Raw genomic sequence first — 17706 nt, 5'->3', positions numbered from 1 at the left:
GGAAAGCGTGAGCGCTAGCGCAACGGCCGGTGGATTGTCCACCGGCCGTTTTTCCATTCGCCGTGGCTGTTTGCGGCGCCGGTTGGCGCATCACTAGGTTGATTGGCCGGTCAAGCCCCCATCAACGAGGACGTAATTCGATGAAGCAGGGAACCATCAAGACTCTCGGTGTCGCCGCGCTCGGCGCCGCCTTCGCCGTTACCGCCGCGGGTGTCGCCAGCGCGGCCCCGGCGGTCGCCGCCGGGGACACCACCGGCGTGCTGCACAGCCTGCCGGTGAAGGACGCCGCCAAGACCGTCTCCGGTCTCACCAAGACCAAGGCGGCCGGCAACGACGTCAAGACCAAGATGAACTCCCAGGGCAACAAGCTGCTCGGCGGCCTGCCGACCAGCGCCGTCACCAAGACCCTCCCCCTCGGCGGCTGAACCTCCCGCCGGCCCGTCCCGTGAGGGACGCGCCGGGTGCTGTGCCCCGGTCCTACGCCCTGGTGCGTACGGCCGGGGCATTGCCGTGCGGCCGGCGGGCGGGCCGAGCCTCCCGCGGGCCGCCGGACCCGGGCCACGCTGCCGGTCCGGTCACCAGGAGGTGGCGGCGGTCCGGCCCTCGGTGGGCAGGAGGATCCACAGCGCCAGGTAGACCAGGAACTGCGGGCCGGGCAGCAGACACGACACCACGAAGATCACGCGCATCGTCGTCGGCGTCGTACCGAAGCGCTGGGCCAGGCCCGCGCACACTCCGGCGATCATTCGGTTGTTGCGGGGACGGACCAGTGCGGTGGCCATGAGGGCGACTCCTTTATGACGTGGTGGGACGTTTGCCCCGATGTCTCAAAGGTAGGTCCGGCTGCCGGAGAGAACATCAGCCTGGGGAGCCAGTTCGACCCTGGGGATCGTCGGGGTCATCCCCCTGAGATGCTCCTCCCGGCGGCGGAGCCGGTACCGGGCCCCCGGAACGACGGTCAGGTGCACCAGGGCCACGCCGAGCGTGCCCAGCAGCACCGAGTCGATGTCCGGGACCCGTCCGGGGATCCCTGACTGCAGCAGTTCGATGGCCAGCGCGATCATCGCCCCGGCGAACGTGGTCCGGGCGAACGACACCAGCGGCGAAACGTTCAGCCGGCCGGCCGAGAGCGGCAGCAGCACCCCCAGCGGCGCCAGCAGCAGCACCGAGCCGCCCAGATGCTGCACGGCCTCCCACGACGGGAGGAGCGCCAGCTCGGCACGGATCGTCGCCAGCGGCTCGAGATTCGCGGCCGGTACCCACGGCACCGTACGAGGACGCAGCGTCAGCCAGCTGACGATCGACAGATGCGCCACGAGGAGAAGAAGTCCGGTGACGCGCATACGGGGGGCGGCGGTGGTGCCGGGGCCATGACGCTGCACACAGGCCAGGACGCCGCGAGCGGGGGCCGCGGTTCCGCCCCCTTGCGCCCGTCTTGGCCCGCCCCTTCACCCCACGTCCGACAACGGGTCCCCCCACCCGGCGTTCTCCGCGATGTCGGGATGGGCCAGCACATCCGCCGAGCAGTCGAAGCGGTGCGCCGTCTCGTCGCCCGGACCGGCCAGCACCGCCGCGTGGGTACGGCCCAGCGCGGTGCTCGCGCCGTAGGTGCACACCAGCTGCGCCAGCGCGAAGGACGGCAGATCGTCCGGCCGGATGCTCAGCCGCAGCGCATCCGACGGATCGCCGGCCCGCGGCCCCGTCACCTTCAGATGCGGGGGCAGCGCACTGCTGAACCCGGCCTGCTCCTCGTCGGCCGACGGCCGCCGCTGCAACTCGCCCAGCAGCGCACGGGCGGTCGGCAGCCGCGGGTCCGCGGCCGACGCCCCCTTGGGCAGCGTCACCGTCCGCTCCACCTGCGCCAGTGCCGAGCCGCACACCAGATAGACGGTGGCCTGGGTGGTGCCCGGCGGGCCCGGCGCCGGCGCGGTCGCCGGCGCCTTGCAGCTCACCCGGGAGGGCGCGCCGCCCGCGTCGACCGGCACGGACGTGCCGCGGATCCCGCAGCCCGCGGCGGCGAGCGCGAGCGCCGCCAGGGCGGCCGTGCGCCGCCCCCGCCGCATGGTCGGCATCATCGGTCGTCCTCCGTGCCCTCGTCCGCCGCGCCGTCCGCCCGGTCGCGCCGGTCGCCGTCCGTCAGCGGGGAGGCGTCCATCGGCAGCCGGAGCGTGAAGACCGCGCCGCCCTCAGGGAGGTTGGCGGCGGTGATCTCCCCGCCGTGGATGTGCGCGTTCTCCAGCGCGATCGACAGGCCCAGACCGCTGCCCTCCGACCGCGGCCGGGAGGCGCTCGCCTTGTAGAAGCGGTCGAAGACATGCGGAAGGACCTCTTCGGGGATGCCGGGGCCGTGATCCCGTACCCGGATCACCAGCTTCCCGCCCCCGGGCCGCCCCGTCTCCGCGTCCGGCCCGGAATCTTGCGGCCCGCCGTCCCCCGCAGGGACCTGCGGCCCGCCGTCCGCCTCCGGCCCGGCCGCGGCGTCCGCCTCGTCCCGCGCGCCGAGCGCCGTACTGCCCGTCCTGCCGCCCGCGGCACCCGCCGCGTCCTCGGTGCACACCGAGACCCGTACCGGCGAGCCCCCGTGCTTGAGGGCGTTGCCGATCAGATTCGCCAGGATCACATCCAGCCGCCGCGGATCCAGCCGGGCCACGATGCCGCGGTCCGCGTCCAGATCGACCGCGTCCAGCCAGGCCCGCGCGTCGATGCACGCGGTCACCTGATCGGCGACATCCACCTCGTCCAGCACCAGCCGGGCCGTCCCCGCGTCGAAGCGGGTGACCTCCATCAGATTCTCGACGAGATCGTTCAGCCGCCGGGTCTCACTGACCACCAGCTGCACCGCGGGCGCGATCATCGGATCGAGGGAGTCGGCCTCCTCCTCCAGCACCTCGGAGACCGCGGTGATCGCGGTCAGCGGCGTCCGCAGCTCGTGCGACATATCGGCGACGAACCGCCGGGACGCCGCCTCCCGCCCGCTCAGCTCCTCCACCCGCTGCTCCAGACGCTCCGCCGTACGGTTGAACGTCCGCGACAGATCCGCGAGTTCGTCGGTCCCGGTCACCCGCAGCCGGGTGTCGAGGCGCCCCTCACCGAGCTGCCGCGCCGCATGCCCCAGCCGCTGGACGGGCCGCAGCACGGTCGTCGCCGCGGCCTGCGCCAGCAGCGCCGAACCGACCAGCGCCAGCGCCGTCGCGATCCCCAGCGACCAGGCCAGCGAATTGAGGTCCTGCTGCTCGGCGGCCAGCGACTTGATCATGTAGCCGGTGGGGCCGCCGCCGGTCACCTTCGCCCCGGCCACGAGATAGGGGGTGTCCCCGACCTCCTTGCGCTGCCAGTACAGATGGTGCGCGTAACGGTTGGACTCATCGACCGGACGCGCCTCGTCGACCGCGGTACGCAGCGACGCCGGCACGCTCGTGAGCGTCAGCAGATCCTTGTCGGTGGTGGCCGCACAGTCCTGGCCCTTGCGGTCCACGCCGATCAGCAGCACCGCGTAATTCTGCGGACCCGCCGCCATCTGCCGGGCCGCGTCCTGGAGTTCGGCACAGCGCGGACGCAAGGGAAGCGACCGGGTGCTGTCCTCCAGCGCCTTGCGGAAGTCGTTCAGGACGGCGTTCTGCGTGCGGTCCAGCACCGTGTTGCGGTTGAGCCAGTACGCGATACCGGACGCGGAGACCGCCGCGGTCAGCGCCACCAGCGCGAAGACCACCACCAGCCGCAGCCGCAGACTGGTCCAGCGCAGCAGCCCCGACGCCCGCAGCAGCAGCCGCAGCGCCCGCCGGCCGCCCGCCGGCGCGCCACCGCCCCCGGCCGGGCCGGGCGCCCCGGCAGCCGTGTCCCCGTCCGCGGCGCCGCCCGCGGAACGTTCCCTCACTGCGGCGAATCCAGCCGGTAGCCGACCCCGCGGACCGTACGGATCAGCGTCGGCGAGGACGGCACGTCCTCCACCTTCGCCCGCAGCCGCTGCACACACGCGTCCACCAGGCGCGAGTCACCGAGATAGTCGTGCTCCCACACCAGCCGCAGCAGCTGCTGGCGGGACAGCGCCTGACCCGGCCGGCGGCTCAGCTCCAAAAGCAACCGCAGCTCGGTCGGTGTCAGTTGCAGATCCTCGCCGTTCTTGGTGACCGTCATCGCCGACCGGTCGATCACCAGCGAACCGAACGTCGCCGAATCGCTGGACTCCCGCTCACCCCGGCGCAGCACGGCCCGGATCCGGGCGTCCAGCACCCGCCCCTGCACCGGTTTGACGACATAGTCGTCGGCGCCGGACTCCAGCCCCACCACGACGTCGATGTCATCGTTACGCGCGGTGAGCAGGATGATCGGCAGCTGGTCCGTACGCCTGATCCGCCGGCACACCTCGAAACCGTCGATGCCCGGCAGCATCACATCCAGCACGATCAGGTCCGGGCGCTGCTCACGCAGCAGCTTCAGACCGTCCTCGCCCGTCGCCGCGGTCACCACACGGTGACCCTGGCGGGACAGCGAGAGTTCGAGGGCCGTGCGGATGGCGTCGTCGTCCTCGATCAGCAACAGGAAAGGCACATCAGCCATTCTGGCCCATGGGGCGCCGCGAGATCGACCAGTGGCGCTCTCGTACACAAGCCCCGCACCCCCCGCACCCCCGCGACGCGCCGCACAGACCCCTGTGACAGGCCTGTGACAGTCGGCGGACAACGCGATGAAACTGGCTTGGCAGTCTTTGGGGCACCGGGAGAGATCAACAACCGGGACACACCGAACGAGCTGGCTCTACGACGGGGGGCGCGCGATGAACACACTGCACGGCACCACTACCAGCGCAGTTATCACGCGACTCCACGACATCGTCAGGAACGACAAGCCCGGCGCCGCGGGGGCCACCTCCCTCAGCGGCGGACGCGGCTGCGCCCGCACCACCGGCCGTCAGCGGCCGCCCTTCCGGGTGGCCATCGATGCGACGACGGTGTCCCTGGGCACGGAAGGCGGGCGGCACGGGGCAGACGCCGCCCACGGGGGGAACAACGGGGAAGCGGCGTACGGGAAGGCCACGGGAGAGGGGCGCTCCGCGTCGGAGACGGCTGAGGCCGAAGCGGCCTTCACCGCCTACGTCCAGGAGCGCCGCGCCTCCCTGTACGCCACCGCCTACCACCTGACCGGTGACCGCTACGAGGCCGAGGACCTGCTGCAGAGCGCCCTGTTCTCGACCTACCGCGCCTGGGACCGGATCAGCGACAAGGCGGCACTCGGCGGCTATCTGCGCCGCACCATGACCAACCTGCACATCAGCGCCTGGCGCCGGCGCAAGCTCAACGAGTACCCGACCGAGGAGCTGCCGGAGACGGCGGCCGACGCGGACGCGATGCGCGGCACCGAACTGCGCGCCGTGCTGTGGCAGGCGCTGGTCCGGCTGCCCGAGACGCAGCGCACGATGCTGGTGCTGCGCTACTACGAGGGCCGCACGGACCCGGAGATCGCGGACATCCTCAACATCAGTGTCGGCACGGTCAAGTCGAGCATCTGGCGCGCCCTGCGCCGGCTGCGCGAGGACGAGGTCCTCAGCTTCGGCCGTGACGAGGAGGAGTCCTTCGGCGAGCTGGTGGCCTGAAGGACGGGGGAAAAGCCCGAGGGGGACCGGGGGGAAACCCGAGGGGGACACGGGGGACCGGCACGAACGGAGCGCTCGCCGCTCGGTGACGGCCGGACGTATCGGGGGATACGGGGGAACACGGGGGAAGAAAAGCGGGTTCGGACAGCCGGGGGGGCCGTCCGAACCCGCTTCTTCGTGCGCAGGCCACCGCACTTCGTCTCAGGAACGCGCCGCCGCGCCCACCGCATCCACCGCCCGCGCGGCCGCTATCCGGGCCAGCGCCTCCGTCTTGGCGCAGGGGTGCGCGCCCAGCGCCGTGAGCCGGGCGACGATCGACCGCTCGCCGCGCATCAGCCGCAGCCCGCGGCGCACCAGATACGGAGCCGGCTTCCGGCCCTCGCGCAGATCCCGCGCCAGCCGGCGGCGGAACGTGGTGGACGGACGCCCGCGCAGACACAGCGCATCGGCCAGCAGCCCCGCCGCCCGGCACCGTGCGATGACATCCGCGGCGAAGACGCCCTCCGCCAGGAACAGCGGCGCACCGCCGAGGTCCAGGCCCGACGCGCCGATGCGGGCACTGGTGGCGATGTCGTACCGCGGGACGTCGGCGCGCCCCGTGCGGCACAGCGTCTCGATGGCCGCGACGGCGGCTTCGGCGTCCCAGGACAGCGGGGAGTCCCAGTCGGCGCCGCCGCCGTCGGGCAGTTGCGGCAGCGTCGGGTCCGTCCCCTCCTTGTAGAAGTCGTCGAGATTGAGGACGGGCAGGCCACTGCGCGCGGCCAGGGACGTCTTGCCGGAACCCGAGGGGCCGGTCAGCAGCACGACCTGGGCGGCGGGCGAGGAGGAGTGGATGCTCACGGGCACCCATTGTCGCGTATTGGCCCGTGTGGGGTACCCCTGGCGCGCGAGGTGGATCGGCCCCCGCCCCTCAACTACGCTACGCAGTCAACCGATTACCGAACCCTCGTGGGCCCCTCGTGCTCGCACAGCACTTCGACCACTCCGAATCCACAGGCAGGTGGCACATGCCCTCCCACGCACGTCCCAAGCCCAGCCGCATCCCGCGCACCCTGCTGCGTGCCGGACTGGTGCTCTCCGCGGCCGGTGCGGCGATCGCGGCGGGTGGTGCGGCAACGGCGAGCGCCGCCCCCGCGTCCGCCACCGAACACAGCACCGACACCGGCGCCACCGCCTCCGCGCTGACCGGCGCACTGCTGCACTCCGCGGCCGGCGGCATCGGCCCCGTCAAGAACCTCAAGGTCGACCCGCTCGCCAACACCCCCGTCGACCCGCTCGCCAACGCCGTCGGCACCCAGATCGCCGACTTCAAGCCGGTGGGCACCACCCTGGTGACCGGCCCCCTCTCCAGCGGCAGCGCACTGCGGGACCTGCCGCTGGTGGGGGCGGTGACGAAGGTACTGCCGGGCTGAGGACCGGGCGGCGGCCCGGCCCTCAGGCGGTATCCGTGAGCCGTCCGGGCCGGCCGCCCACCCGCTCACCGGGGCCGCGGCCGGCCCGGGTCAGCGCCCGTGGAAGGCCGCGACCATCGCCCGCATGTCGTCCTTGAGCGAACAACTCAGCGCCAGCCACGAGCCGTCGACGAAGACCAGGTCGAACCGGCCGCGGGGGAACGTCATACGCGGCCGGGGCCGCAGCTCCGCGATGTTCGAGAGCTGTATCTGCACGGCGACCTCCAGCTCGGGCGCGCGCTCCCGCCACCCCGTGGCCCGGTCCGTCAGCACGAACAGCCGGCGGTCGGTCAGCACCTGGTGCCGGGGCGAGCCGCCCGCGTTGGTGACCTGCACGAGGAACCGGCCGGCCATGCCGGCCCAGTCGCCCTCCATGGTCTTTCCGAACAGCGCGCGGTTCGCGGCGTCGTCGAGGGCGTCCTCGATGTTTTCCTGGGCCTCATTCAGCCCCTCCGCCACATTGCCGACCGCGCGCGTCCCCCGGTTGTCGAGCAGCCGGTTGTCGAGCAGGCGGCTGTCGGCCGGCCGGCCGGTGACCGCACCGGCGGACGGCTGCGACGCCTTGTCGAGGACCTCGCTCAGCTTCCCCAGGAGACCCTTCGCACGCGGCGACCGCTTCCGTGGCGCCCTGAGATGGGCGGGCACGAGCGGCAGATCCGGGTACTCGTCGTAGCCCCTGGCCTCCCACAACGCCTCGCCCGGCTGGAGGAAACGGCGGCAGGGGGTGGCATGGTCGATCTTCGGCATCAGATCCCGTGGTTCCAGGCGGCGACGAAACCCTCCATGTTGTTGCGCAGGAGACTGCCCAGAGCGATCCACGATCCATCGACGAAGGCGACATCGAATCGCCCTCGGCTGACGGCCTTCGGATGGGCCGTGACCCGAGCAATGTGCGTACGGGGCACCGCTGCTCCGAAATCCCATTGCGGGGCGGGGTTCCGCCAGCTCGTGTTGCGGTCCACGAGCACGATCAGTCGGCGGTCGGTCAGCGCCTGCCGCTTGGGATCGCCGCCCGCGTTGGTGAGATCGACCAGGAAGCGCCCGGCCATGCTGTTCCAGCCGCCGTCCATGACGCTGCCCCAGATCGCCCTTTCGACCGCCCGGTCGGCGATGTGCTCCAGGTCGATCGCGGCATTCTCGACCCGGTCACCGACGCGGTCGGCTGCCCGGATCAACGGGTTGTTGGTCACCCGGCTGCTGCCCATGGCCTCCAGCGGACGGCTCACCTTGCCCAGAACGCTCCCCAGCGCGCCCCGGACCCGCTGTTCGAGCGCGGACGGAGGGGGCGGGGTGCGAGGCGTGCGCAGTGGGGCGGGGACGGAGGGAAGCCCCGAGTTCTCGCAGTAGTCCGAGGCGATGATCAGCCTTTCCCCTGGCTGAAGATAGGGCGGGAAACAGTCGCGATAGTCCGGCCTCATCCGGCGCGGCTCCTCTCATGGGGCAGGGCGGGTCAGCCGAACGGGTTGTCGGGATCGAGGGGTTGCCGAACGGCGGCCGGGCGCGCGAACAGCCGGGGGTCCCGCTCGACGGCGGGTTCCGGGGAGCGGCTCAGCGGGTCCTGGGCGACGGGCCGTGGGCCCTGCTCAACTGCGGGTTCGCGGTAGCGGCTGAGGGGATCCTGGGCGACCGGCGTCCGGTCGGCGGGGGTCCCGGTCACCGGCGGATCGTACGCGGTGGGCGGCCCGGCGAAGTCCGACGCGGGCGGCAGGTGGACGTCGCCGTGCCCGGAGCGGGGCGAACCGCCATCACCGGACGAGGACTTGTCGCCGGTCAGCACCTCGTCGATCTTCTCGGCAGCGGCGTCGACCCCGTCGCCAACGGCGACCCCCGCCGCGGCGCCCACCGGATTGCCCGTGAAGCCGAGACCGCCCATCACGCCCTTGGCGCCGTGCTTGATCGCCTTATGCGTCTTCTTGGCGCCGTAGGCGATGGCGAACTTCTCCGCCTCGTCGGCGTTCTTGAGGTGCTTCCAGGTCCAGGGCTTCCACTTCTTCACCTTGGACAGCTTCTTGGCCTGCTTGAGCATCTTCAGGATGTTCGAAAGGGTCTTGAGCTCACTGCCGAGCCGGTGCACAAGGCTGGCGATACGGCTCGTGGCGACGCCGGCCTCGGTCGCGGCCATCGCGGCCTCGCCGGCCAGTGAGAGACCCACGGTCACGACACTCAGCGCCACCGCCGCCGCCAGCGTGATCAGCGCCCACTCGATGAGTTCGCGGAGGACTGCCTCGACCAGCTCCTGCGCCATCCGTGCCTGCTCGGCGGCCTGCTCCAGGACGTGGGCCGTCTCGTCCATGTCATGGGCTTCCGCCTCCATGGCGGTTTCCAGCTCGGCGAGGTGGTGCTGGAAGGCCTCGGCGGACTCGCCGGTCCACTCGTGCGCGAGATCCGCCCGGTCGCGCCGCTGATCTGCCACGACGTCCCGGAGGTCGGCCGCCTTGTCCCGCCACAGCTTGGCCGCTTCCTTGAGCGTCTCGGGATCGCCGGTCACGCACTCCAGCTGATCGGCGAGCGGTTCGACGAGTGGACGCATGATGCCGTCCACGATGTCGTCCATCCCGCTCATCCAGCCGTTGACCTTGTTGTAGGCGCCGACCGCCGTCGATGCGGGCCCGCTCATCGGCCGCCACCCCCGTGGTGCACGCTGCTCATGGCCTGAACGACGTCGTCGTCGCTGTCCTGGTAGGACCGCGCGGTGGCCGTGACGCCCTCGCTGATCTTCTCCTGCAAGGTGGCGATGTCCTCGAGCGTGTCCAGGACGTCCTTCTGGCGCTCTTCGTAGTCCGTGCTGATCTCATCGGACTCCGGGAGCTTTCCGAACGCCTCGCGGTGCACGGAGTGCGAGGCGAGACCGCTGCGGATCGCCCGCACCTTCTCCGCCCGCTGATCGGCGCTCCTGGCGAATGCGTGCAAGGCTTCCTGAGCAGCGCTGAATTGCTCCGGCACAGATCTCCCCCGAAATGTTGTCGTGCTGCCGTCCAAGATCAATAGTAGTGAAAGAACCGGACAGCGGTGCGGGGCCTCACCCGAAGGTGAGACCCCGCACACGGCATGGGCGACGGCCGGTCACAAGGCCGCCAGAACAGACCTAAACGCCCTTCGGATGCCACACCGTCTTCGTCTCCAGGAAGCTCATCAGCCGGCCGGTGCCGGGATCCGCGGACCAGTTCACCGGAGCCGGACGCAGCACCCGCTTGAGGTTGTCGGCCGCGGCCACCTCCAGCTCCTTCGCCACATCCCCGCCGGCGCCCGCGAGATCGATGGCGTTGACGTCCTGATGGGCGGCGAGCGGCGCGGCGATCTCCGCCGTACGGCCCGAGAGGAGGTTGACCACACCGCCCGGGAGGTCGGAGGTGGCGAGCACCTCGGCCAGGGAGAGGGCGGGCAGCGGCGCGTCCTGCGCGGCCACCACGACGACCGTGTTGCCGGTGACGATCGCCGGGGCGATCACCGAGACCAGGCCGAGGAAGGACGAGTCCTGCGGGGCCAGGACCGCGACCACACCGGTCGGCTCGGGGGAGGACAGGTTGAAGTACGGGCCCGCCACCGGGTTCGCGCCACCGGCGATCTGGGCGACCTTGTCGGACCAGCCCGCGTACCAGACCCAGCGGTCGACCGCCGCGTCCACCTGCGCCGCGGCCTTCGCCTTCGACAGCCCCTCGGCCGCGGCCACCTCCGCCACGAACTGGTCGCGGCGGCCCTCCAGCATCTCGGCGACGCGGTAGAGGATCTGCCCGCGGTTGTAGGCCGTGGCGCCCGACCAGCCGCCGAACGCCTTACGGGCGGCGACCACCGCGTCCCGGGCGTCCTTGCGGGAGGCCAGCGGCGCATTGGCGAGCCATGTGCCCTTGGAGTCCGTCACCTCGTACACCCGCCCGCTCTCGGACCGGGGGAACTTCCCCCCGACGTACAGCTTGTAGGTCTTGAGCACACTCAAGCGGTCAACAGTGTTCATCAGCGCGCGCCCTCCGGGCTCGACGGGGCGAGGTACGCCTCCAGACCGTGCCGGCCGCCCTCGCGGCCGAAGCCCGACTCCTTGTAGCCGCCGAACGGCGACGCCGGGTCGAACTTGTTGAACGTGTTGGACCAGATGACGCCCGCGCGCAGCCTGTCCGCCGTCCACAGCATCCGCGAGCCCTTCTCCGTCCAGATGCCGGCGGAGAGGCCGTACGGCGTGTTGTTGGCCTTCTCCACGGCCTCCGCCGGGGTGCGGAACGTCAGCACGGACAGCACCGGGCCGAAGATCTCCTCGCGGGCGATGCGGTGCGCCTGGGTGACGCCGGTGAACAGCGTCGGGGCGAACCAGTAGCCGGCGTCGGGCAGCTCGCACGACGGCGACCAGCGCTCGGCACCCTCGGCCTCACCCGCCTCGGCCAGCGCGGTGATCCGGGCCAGCTGCTCGGCGGAGTTGATGGCGCCGATGTCGGTGTTCTTGTCCAGCGGATCGCCCACGCGCAGGGTCTGCATCCGGCGCTTGAGGGCGTCCAGCAGCTCCTCGGCCACCGACTCCTGGACCAGCAGCCGCGAGCCCGCGCAGCACACCTGGCCCTGGTTGAAGAAGATGCCGTTGACGATGCCCTCGACGGCCTGGTCGAGCGGCGCGTCGTCGAAGACGATGTTCGCCGCCTTGCCGCCCAGCTCCAGCGTCACCTTCTTGTCGGTGCCGGCGACCGTACGGGCGATGGCCTTGCCGACCGCGGTGGAGCCGGTGAAGGCGACCTTGTCGACGCCCGGGTGCGCGACCAGCGCGGCACCCGTGGAACCGTCACCCGTCAGGATGTTGACGACGCCCTTCGGCAGGCCGGCCTGACGGCAGATGTCCGCGAAGAACAGCGCCGACAGCGGCGTCGTCTCGGCGGGCTTGAGGACGACGGTGTTGCCGGTGGCCAGCGCCGGCGCGATCTTCCACGCGAGCATCAGCAGCGGGAAGTTCCAGGGGATGACCTGCCCGGCGACGCCCAGCGGGCGCGGGTTCGGGCCGTAGCCCGCGTGGTCGAGCTTGTCGGCCCAGCCGGCGTAGTAGAAGAAGTGCGCGGCCACCAGCGGCAGATCGGCGTCCCGGGACTCACGGATCGGCTTGCCGTTGTCCAGCGACTCCAGCACCGCCAGCTCGCGCGAGCGCTCCTGGATGATCCGCGCGATCCGGAACAGGTACTTGGCGCGCTCGGCGCCGGGCAGCACGGACCACTTCTCGAAGGCCTTCCGGGCCGCCTGCACGGCACGGTCGACGTCCTCGGCGTTCGCCTGCGCGACCTCGGAGAGGACCTCCTCGGACGACGGGGAGACGGTCTTGAAGACCTTGCCGTCCCCGGCCGGGGCGAACTCGCCGTCGATGAACAGGCCGTAGGACGGCGCGATGTCGACGACCGCGCGCGACTCGGGTGCGGGTGCGTAATCGAAGGTCATGGGAGCCTCAGTCCACCGTGACGTAGTCGGGGCCGGAGTAGCGGCCGCTGCTGAGCTTCTGGCGCTGCATCAGCAGGTCGTTGAGGAGGCTGGAGGCGCCGAAGCGGAACCAGTCGGCGGTCAGCCAGGGGTCGCCGAGCGTCTCGTTGACCATGACCAGGTACTTGACCGCGTCCTTGGTCGTACGGATACCGCCGGCCGGCTTCACCCCGACCTGGACACCGGTCGCGGCGTGGAAGTCGCGGACCGCCTCCAGCATCAGGAGGGTGACCGGCGGGGTCGCGTTGACGGCCACCTTGCCGGTCGAGGTCTTGATGAAGTCGGCACCCGCGAGCATCGCCAGCCAGGAGACCCGGCGGACGTTGTCGTACGTCTGGAGCTCACCGGTCTCGAAGATGACCTTGAGGTGCGCGACCGTCCCGTCGGGGCGCGCGCACGCCTCCTTGACGGCCTTGATCTCCTCGAAGACGTCCATGTACCGGCCGGACAGGAAGGCGCCCCGGTCGATCACCATGTCGATCTCGTCGGCGCCGGCCGCCACCGCGTCGCGGGTGTCGGCCAGCTTGACCGGCAGCGCGGCCCGGCCCGCCGGGAAGGCGGTGGCGACGGACGCCACATGGACCCCCGAGTCGCCGAGCGCCTCCTTGGCCGTCGCGACCATGTCCGGATAGACGCAGATCGCCGCCACCTTGGGGGCGGTGCGGTCCGTGGGATCCGGGTGGACGCCCTTGGCGCACAGCGCCCGGACCTTGCCCGGGGTGTCCGCGCCTTCGAGGGTCGTCAGGTCGATCATCGAGAGGGCGAGATCGATGGCGTACGCCTTCGCCGTCGTCTTGATCGAGCGGGTGCCGAGGGTGGCGGCGCGGGCCTGGAGGCCGACCTCGTCGACGCCCGGGAGGCCGTGGAGGAAGCGGCGCAGCGCACCGTCGTCGGCGGTCACGTCCGCCATTGACGCCAGACGCCCCGCGGCTTCCTTGCCGTATGCGGGAACAGTGATGGGCATGGTCACGAGGGGAGCATATCTACGCGCGTAGCGCCATGTCATCCCCCTGGACAGTCCGAATCCGGCCGGTGCGCGCGGGCGCGAGGAGCCGAGATGCCTGGTGACGGCACCGGAACCGGCCCACCTCCAGGGCCCGGACACCCGCGCCGCACGCCCCCGAATGATGCCGTAACGCAATGTCCGGCATCCGGACGGTCGGGCAGAATCGGCGGCATGACGAGCCAGGACCGGTCCACCCCGCCCCAGCAGCAGTACGCGGAACGCAGCTACCGCTCGCCCGCGGCCCTCGCCGGCGGCGCACTGCTCCTCCTGCTCGGCCTCTGGCTCGGCGGCGACGCCCTCCTGCGCGGCGACACCCACACCCGGCTCACGGCACTGTTCGCCCTGCTCCTCGGCGTGCCGCTGGTCACCGCCTTCACCCTGCGCCCCCTGGTCAGAGCGGGCGAGGACCGGCTCACGGTACGCAACCCGTTCCGCACCATCACCCTGCCGTGGACCGCGGTCGAGGGCCTGCGGGCGGGCTACTCCACCGAGGTCCGCACCGACGGCGGCACCTACCAGATGTGGGCGATCCCCGTCTCCCTGCGGCAGCGCAAGAAAGCCGGCCGCCAGGCGAGGGGCGGCACGGTGTCCAGGCCCCGCTTCGGCCCGCACGCCGACGCCGACGCCAGCCCCGCCCCGCGCGCCATGGCCGACCAGGCCCTCGACGAACTGCGCGAGGTCCGGGAACGCGCCTCCCGCCGCGAAAGCCCCCAGGACGAGCCGGTGGCGGTGCGCTGGTCGTACCCGGTCCTCGCACCGCTCGTGGTGGGCGCGGCGGGGCTTGTGGTGATGCTGGTGCTGTGAGGGGCGGAGGGGACGGCCGGTCGCACCCGAGGGCGGCCGCCCTGGTGCAAGGCGGCCGCCCTCCGGTGCACGACCGGGCGTCAGACGGTCAGATCCCTGCCGCCGCCGACACCTCCCGCTTGATCGCCGCCAGCGCCGCCGCCGCCGTCGTCCGGGCCTCGGGGAGCGCCTCGGCCGAGGCCACCGGGACCACGACCTCCAGATAGCACTTGAGCTTGGGCTCGGTGCCGCTGGGACGGACCACGACCCGGGCGGACTCGATGCCCGACTCCGGCGAACCGGCCAGGTAGTAGCGCAGACCGTCGGTCGGCGGCAGCGCCTTGGTGCCCCGGGTCAGGTCATCGGCACGGGACACGGCCAGGCCCGCCAGTACGGTCGGCGGCTGCTCCCGCAGCCTGCGCATCGCATCGGCGATCAGTGACAGGTCCTCGACCCGGACCGAGAGCTGATCGGTGGCGTGCAGCCCGAACTCCCGCGCCAGGTCGTCGAGCAGATCGGTCAGGCCGCGGCCGGCCTGCTTGAGCTCCGCGGCCAGCTCGGTGATCAGCAGCGCCGCGGTGATGCCGTCCTTGTCACGGACGCCCTCCGGGTCGACGCAGTAGCCCAGCGCCTCCTCGAAGGCGTACCGCAGACCGTCCACCCGCGCCAGCCACTTGAAGCCGGTCAGCGTCTCCTCGTACGGAAGCGCGGAGGCGGCCGCGATCCGGGACAGCAGCTGCGAGGAGACGATGGTCGTCGCGAAGGTGCCCGACGCCCGCTTGCTCACCAGACTGGCGGCGAGCAGCGCACCGACCTCGTCGCCGCGCAGCATCCGCCAGCCCTCCGGCGTGCCGGGGGCGGGGACCGCGACGGCGCAGCGGTCCGCGTCGGGGTCATTGGCGATCACGATGTCGATGTCCGCGCCCGCCGCCCGGGCGGTGGCGAACGCGAGGTCCATCGCGCCCGGCTCCTCCGGGTTGGGGAAGGCGACCGTCGGGAAGTCCGGATCCGGCTCGGCCTGTTCCGCGACGACCACCGGGGCCGGGAATCCGGCCCGGGCGAAGGCGGCGACGAGGGTGTCCCGGCCGACGCCGTGCATCGGCGTGTAGACGACCCTGGTGTCCCGGGGGGACCCGGGCGTCAGCACCGCGTCCGTACGCTCCAGATAGGCGGCCAGAACCGCCTCGTCGAGGGTTTCCCAGCCGGCCTCCGGGCGGGGCACGCCGTCCAGCGGGCCGACCGCGGCGATCTCGGCGGCGATACCGGCGTCCGCGGGCGGCACGATCTGCGAGCCGTCGCCCAGATAGACCTTGTAGCCGTTGTCGCGCGGCGGGTTGTGGCTGGCGGTGACCTCGACACCGGCCACCGCACCCAGATGCCTTATCGCGAAGGCCAGGACGGGGGTGGGCAGCGGGCGCGGCAGCAGCGCGGCGCGCAGGCCCGCGCCCACCATCACGGCCGCCGTGTCACGGGCGAAGTCGGCGCTCTTGTGGCGCGCGTCGTAGCCGATGACGACCAGCCCGGCGCCCTCGCCCTGCGCCTTGAGGTACGCGGCCAGCCCGGCCGCCGCCCGGATGACGACGGAGCGGTTCATCCGCATCGGGCCCGCGCCCAGTTCGCCGCGCAGCCCGGCCGTGCCGAACTGGAGGGTGCCGGCGAAACGGGCAGCCAGCTCGGCCGCGAACGCGTCGTCGTCGGCCGCCTCGATGAGCTTGGACAGCTCGGCCCGGGTCTCCGGGTCCGGGTCCTCGGCCAGCCATGCCTTGGCCCGGTTGATCAGCTCCGCGGGATCGGTAGCCACGTGATGCTCCTGACGGTGGGTGCGTGGTGGGGGTTGCGTACGGGGGCGGGGGTTGTGTGCGGGGGCCTGCGGCCGGCCGGGCGCCTGCGCGGTGCGCGCCCGGCTCGTACCCCTTACCCCGCGTGAGGGGCGAACGACGCCATCCGGCCACCGGCGGCCCACGTGCCACCTGCCCTTGACGCCTCCCTCACCCCGTCACAGAATGTAACCGAGTGAGGAACGACTTACTCTCCGTAATCGTTGCCGGGGTAAGAGGAGGAGGCAGCACGCAAGGCGCCGAAACGCCCGCATCAGCCGAACCGAGCCGCACTCGATTCAACCGATTCAACCGATTCAACCGGTTCAGCCGATTCAACCGATCTGGGTCGCACTCGAACCGGGCCGGACTCGAACCGGACCGGACCGTGACTGCATCGGGCCGAGACCGAGGCCGAGGCCGAGGTCGAGGTCGAGGTCGAGGCCGAGACCGTGTTCGTACTGCACCAGCTCGCCCTGCACCAGCTCGCCCTGCATCAGCTCGAACTGAGCAGGCGGCGCCTGGCCGGTCAGCTCGATGCCGGCCGCGGACCGGCTCAGCCGAATCGGACCCGTCCGGCGGCAGCCGATTCCGCCGGACGGGACCGACCGGCCTCCGCCCGAGCGACCCGATCGTGCCTTCGCCCGAGCGGTCCGCTCCGGCCTCCGACCGGAGCGGAGCGGACCGGACGGGACTGACCTCCGCCCGCCCGAACCGACGGACCGCCTGAGCCGACGGACCGGCCCCGACCGGCCCTCCGCTAGATCTTGTTGAGGACCTGGCCGAGCAGGGAGCCCATGTGGGTCGCCGAGTCGCGGCCGGCCTGCAGTACCTCTTCGTGGTTGAGCGGCTCGCCCGTCATGCCGGCGGCGAGGTTCGTCACCAGCGACAGGCCGAGCACCTCGGCGCCGGCCTCGCGGGCCGCGATGGCCTCCAGGACGGTGGACATCCCGACCAGGTCGGCGCCCAGTGTCCGGAGCATCTTGATCTCGGCCGGGGTCTCGTAGTGCGGGCCGGGGAGCTGGGCGTAGACGCCCTCCTCCAGGCTCGGGTCGATCTCCTTGCACAGCGCGCGCAGTCGCGGCGAGTACAGATCGGTCAGATCGACGAAGTGGGCGCCGGCGATCGGGGAGGTGGCGGTCAGGTTCAGATGGTCGTTGATGAGGACCGGCTGGCCGGGGCGCATGCCCGCGCGCAGGCCGCCGCACCCGTTGGTGAGCACGACGGTCTTGCAGCCGGCCGCGACGGCGGTGCGCACGCCGTGGGCGACCGCGGCGACACCGCGGCCCTCGTAGTAGTGCGTACGGCCCAGGAAGACCAGCGCCCGCTTCTCGCCCACCCGGTACGAGCGGATCTTGCCGCCGTGGCCGGCGACGGCCGGCGGCGGGAAGCCGGGCAGCTCGGTGACGGGGAATTCGTGCTCGGGCGCGCCCAGGGCCTCGGCGGCCGGTGCCCAGCCCGAGCCCATCACCAGGGCGACGTCATGGGTCTCGGCGCCGGTCAGCTCGCGCAGACGGGCGGCGGCGTCGGCGGCGGCACCCTGCGGGTCGCGCGCGATGTCCGGAGTAACAGATGCGTTCACGCGGACGAGGGTAGCCGGTATTCCCCTACGCGCGT

20 protein-coding genes are annotated in these 17706 nt (G+C 72.0%); 4 read left to right on the top strand and 16 right to left on the bottom strand.

Annotation, left to right across the window (positions count from 1 at the left end):
• The first annotated feature begins 140 nt into the window (after window positions 1–140).
• A complete protein-coding gene (locus OIU81_RS13265) occupies window positions 141–425 on the top strand; it encodes a hypothetical protein (RefSeq protein WP_006603571.1) in 285 nt (94 codons plus the stop codon).
• A gap of 150 nt (window positions 426–575) precedes the next feature.
• Here OIU81_RS13265 and OIU81_RS13260 read toward each other — a convergent pair whose 3' ends face one another.
• The 5 genes from OIU81_RS13260 to afsQ1 all read right to left on the bottom strand — a co-directional run bounded on the left by OIU81_RS13260 (window position 576) and on the right by afsQ1 (window position 4548).
• Entirely contained in the window at window positions 576–782 is a 207-nt protein-coding gene (locus tag OIU81_RS13260) for a PspC domain-containing protein (RefSeq protein ID WP_329147096.1), read from the bottom strand.
• A gap of 45 nt (window positions 783–827) precedes the next feature.
• On the bottom strand, window positions 828–1382 hold the full coding sequence (locus OIU81_RS13255; RefSeq protein ID WP_329147094.1) for a VanZ family protein: 555 nt from the start codon (window positions 1380–1382) through the stop codon (window positions 828–830).
• Between the two features lie 66 nt (window positions 1383–1448).
• Window positions 1449–2075: a hypothetical protein gene (locus tag OIU81_RS13250; RefSeq protein ID WP_329147092.1), complete on the bottom strand. Its 627-nt coding sequence runs from the start codon at window positions 2073–2075 to the stop codon at window positions 1449–1451.
• Window positions 2072–3874 (bottom strand): HAMP domain-containing sensor histidine kinase, encoded by a 1803-nt coding sequence (locus OIU81_RS13245; RefSeq protein ID WP_329147089.1) that lies wholly within the window; start codon window positions 3872–3874, stop codon window positions 2072–2074. The genes OIU81_RS13250 and OIU81_RS13245 overlap by 4 nt, the downstream gene beginning before the upstream one ends.
• The gene (gene afsQ1 / locus OIU81_RS13240; protein ID WP_026169550.1) at window positions 3871–4548 is read right to left on the bottom strand and encodes a two-component system response regulator AfsQ1; all 678 of its coding nucleotides are present in this window, start codon (window positions 4546–4548) and stop codon (window positions 3871–3873) included. Before afsQ1 ends, OIU81_RS13245 begins: the two co-directional genes overlap by 4 nt.
• Before the next feature lie 226 nt (window positions 4549–4774).
• Here afsQ1 and OIU81_RS13235 point away from each other — a divergent pair, with 226 nt between their 5' ends.
• Window positions 4775–5590, top strand: coding sequence for a SigE family RNA polymerase sigma factor (locus OIU81_RS13235; RefSeq protein ID WP_329147087.1), 816 nt, complete (start codon window positions 4775–4777; stop codon window positions 5588–5590).
• A 201-nt stretch (window positions 5591–5791) separates the two neighbouring features.
• Here the strand turns inward: OIU81_RS13235 and OIU81_RS13230 are convergent, their stop codons facing one another.
• Window positions 5792–6424, bottom strand: coding sequence for a uridine kinase family protein (locus tag OIU81_RS13230; protein WP_329155099.1), 633 nt, complete (start codon window positions 6422–6424; stop codon window positions 5792–5794).
• A gap of 173 nt (window positions 6425–6597) precedes the next feature.
• Between OIU81_RS13230 and OIU81_RS13225 the strand changes: the two genes are divergently transcribed.
• Window positions 6598–7002 (top strand): hypothetical protein, encoded by a 405-nt coding sequence (locus tag OIU81_RS13225; protein ID WP_329147085.1) that lies wholly within the window; start codon window positions 6598–6600, stop codon window positions 7000–7002.
• A 90-nt stretch (window positions 7003–7092) separates the two neighbouring features.
• On the opposite strand, the gene OIU81_RS13220 is transcribed toward OIU81_RS13225, so the two are convergent.
• From OIU81_RS13220 to deoC, 7 genes are all read right to left on the bottom strand, one after another.
• Window positions 7093–7788, bottom strand: coding sequence for a hypothetical protein (locus OIU81_RS13220; RefSeq protein WP_329147083.1), 696 nt, complete (start codon window positions 7786–7788; stop codon window positions 7093–7095).
• Window positions 7788–8459: a hypothetical protein gene (locus OIU81_RS13215; RefSeq protein WP_329147081.1), complete on the bottom strand. Its 672-nt coding sequence runs from the start codon at window positions 8457–8459 to the stop codon at window positions 7788–7790. The genes OIU81_RS13220 and OIU81_RS13215 overlap by 1 nt, the downstream gene beginning before the upstream one ends.
• 32 nt (window positions 8460–8491) lie before the next feature.
• The gene (locus OIU81_RS13210) at window positions 8492–9658 is read right to left on the bottom strand and encodes a WXG100 family type VII secretion target (protein WP_329147079.1); all 1167 of its coding nucleotides are present in this window, start codon (window positions 9656–9658) and stop codon (window positions 8492–8494) included.
• A complete protein-coding gene (locus tag OIU81_RS13205; RefSeq protein ID WP_329147077.1) occupies window positions 9655–9984 on the bottom strand; it encodes a hypothetical protein in 330 nt (109 codons plus the stop codon). The genes OIU81_RS13210 and OIU81_RS13205 overlap by 4 nt, the downstream gene beginning before the upstream one ends.
• Before the next feature lie 142 nt (window positions 9985–10126).
• The gene (locus OIU81_RS13200; RefSeq protein ID WP_329147074.1) at window positions 10127–10993 is read right to left on the bottom strand and encodes an aldehyde dehydrogenase family protein; all 867 of its coding nucleotides are present in this window, start codon (window positions 10991–10993) and stop codon (window positions 10127–10129) included.
• Complete coding sequence (locus OIU81_RS13195) at window positions 10993–12444, bottom strand: aldehyde dehydrogenase family protein (RefSeq protein ID WP_329147073.1); 1452 nt, start codon at window positions 12442–12444, stop codon at window positions 10993–10995. The genes OIU81_RS13200 and OIU81_RS13195 overlap by 1 nt, the downstream gene beginning before the upstream one ends.
• Window positions 12445–12451: 7 nt before the next feature.
• Window positions 12452–13447, bottom strand: a complete 996-nt coding sequence (gene deoC / locus OIU81_RS13190; RefSeq protein WP_329155097.1) for a deoxyribose-phosphate aldolase — start codon at window positions 13445–13447, stop codon at window positions 12452–12454.
• A 213-nt stretch (window positions 13448–13660) separates the two neighbouring features.
• Here deoC and OIU81_RS13185 point away from each other — a divergent pair, with 213 nt between their 5' ends.
• Entirely contained in the window at window positions 13661–14293 is a 633-nt protein-coding gene (locus OIU81_RS13185; RefSeq protein WP_329147071.1) for a PH domain-containing protein, read from the top strand.
• Window positions 14294–14381: 88 nt separating this feature from the next.
• Here OIU81_RS13185 and OIU81_RS13180 read toward each other — a convergent pair whose 3' ends face one another.
• From OIU81_RS13180 to OIU81_RS13170, 3 genes are all read right to left on the bottom strand, one after another.
• Entirely contained in the window at window positions 14382–16073 is a 1692-nt protein-coding gene (locus OIU81_RS13180; protein ID WP_329147069.1) for a phospho-sugar mutase, read from the bottom strand.
• A gap of 351 nt (window positions 16074–16424) precedes the next feature.
• Window positions 16425–16586 carry a hypothetical protein gene (locus tag OIU81_RS13175; RefSeq protein ID WP_329147067.1) on the bottom strand — a complete coding sequence of 54 codons (162 nt, stop codon included), beginning with the start codon at window positions 16584–16586 and terminating at the stop codon, window positions 16425–16427.
• Between the two features lie 263 nt (window positions 16587–16849).
• The gene (locus OIU81_RS13170) at window positions 16850–17671 is read right to left on the bottom strand and encodes a purine-nucleoside phosphorylase (RefSeq protein ID WP_329147065.1); all 822 of its coding nucleotides are present in this window, start codon (window positions 17669–17671) and stop codon (window positions 16850–16852) included.
• Between the last annotated feature and the right edge of the window lie 35 nt (window positions 17672–17706).

Origin of the sequence: Streptomyces sp. NBC_01454 (assembly GCF_036227565.1) — a bacterium.
Lineage (GTDB): Bacteria > Actinomycetota > Actinomycetes > Streptomycetales > Streptomycetaceae > Streptomyces.
Note: the sequence above shows the minus strand (reverse complement) of the source record. Positions and strands in the feature narration are given on the sequence as shown.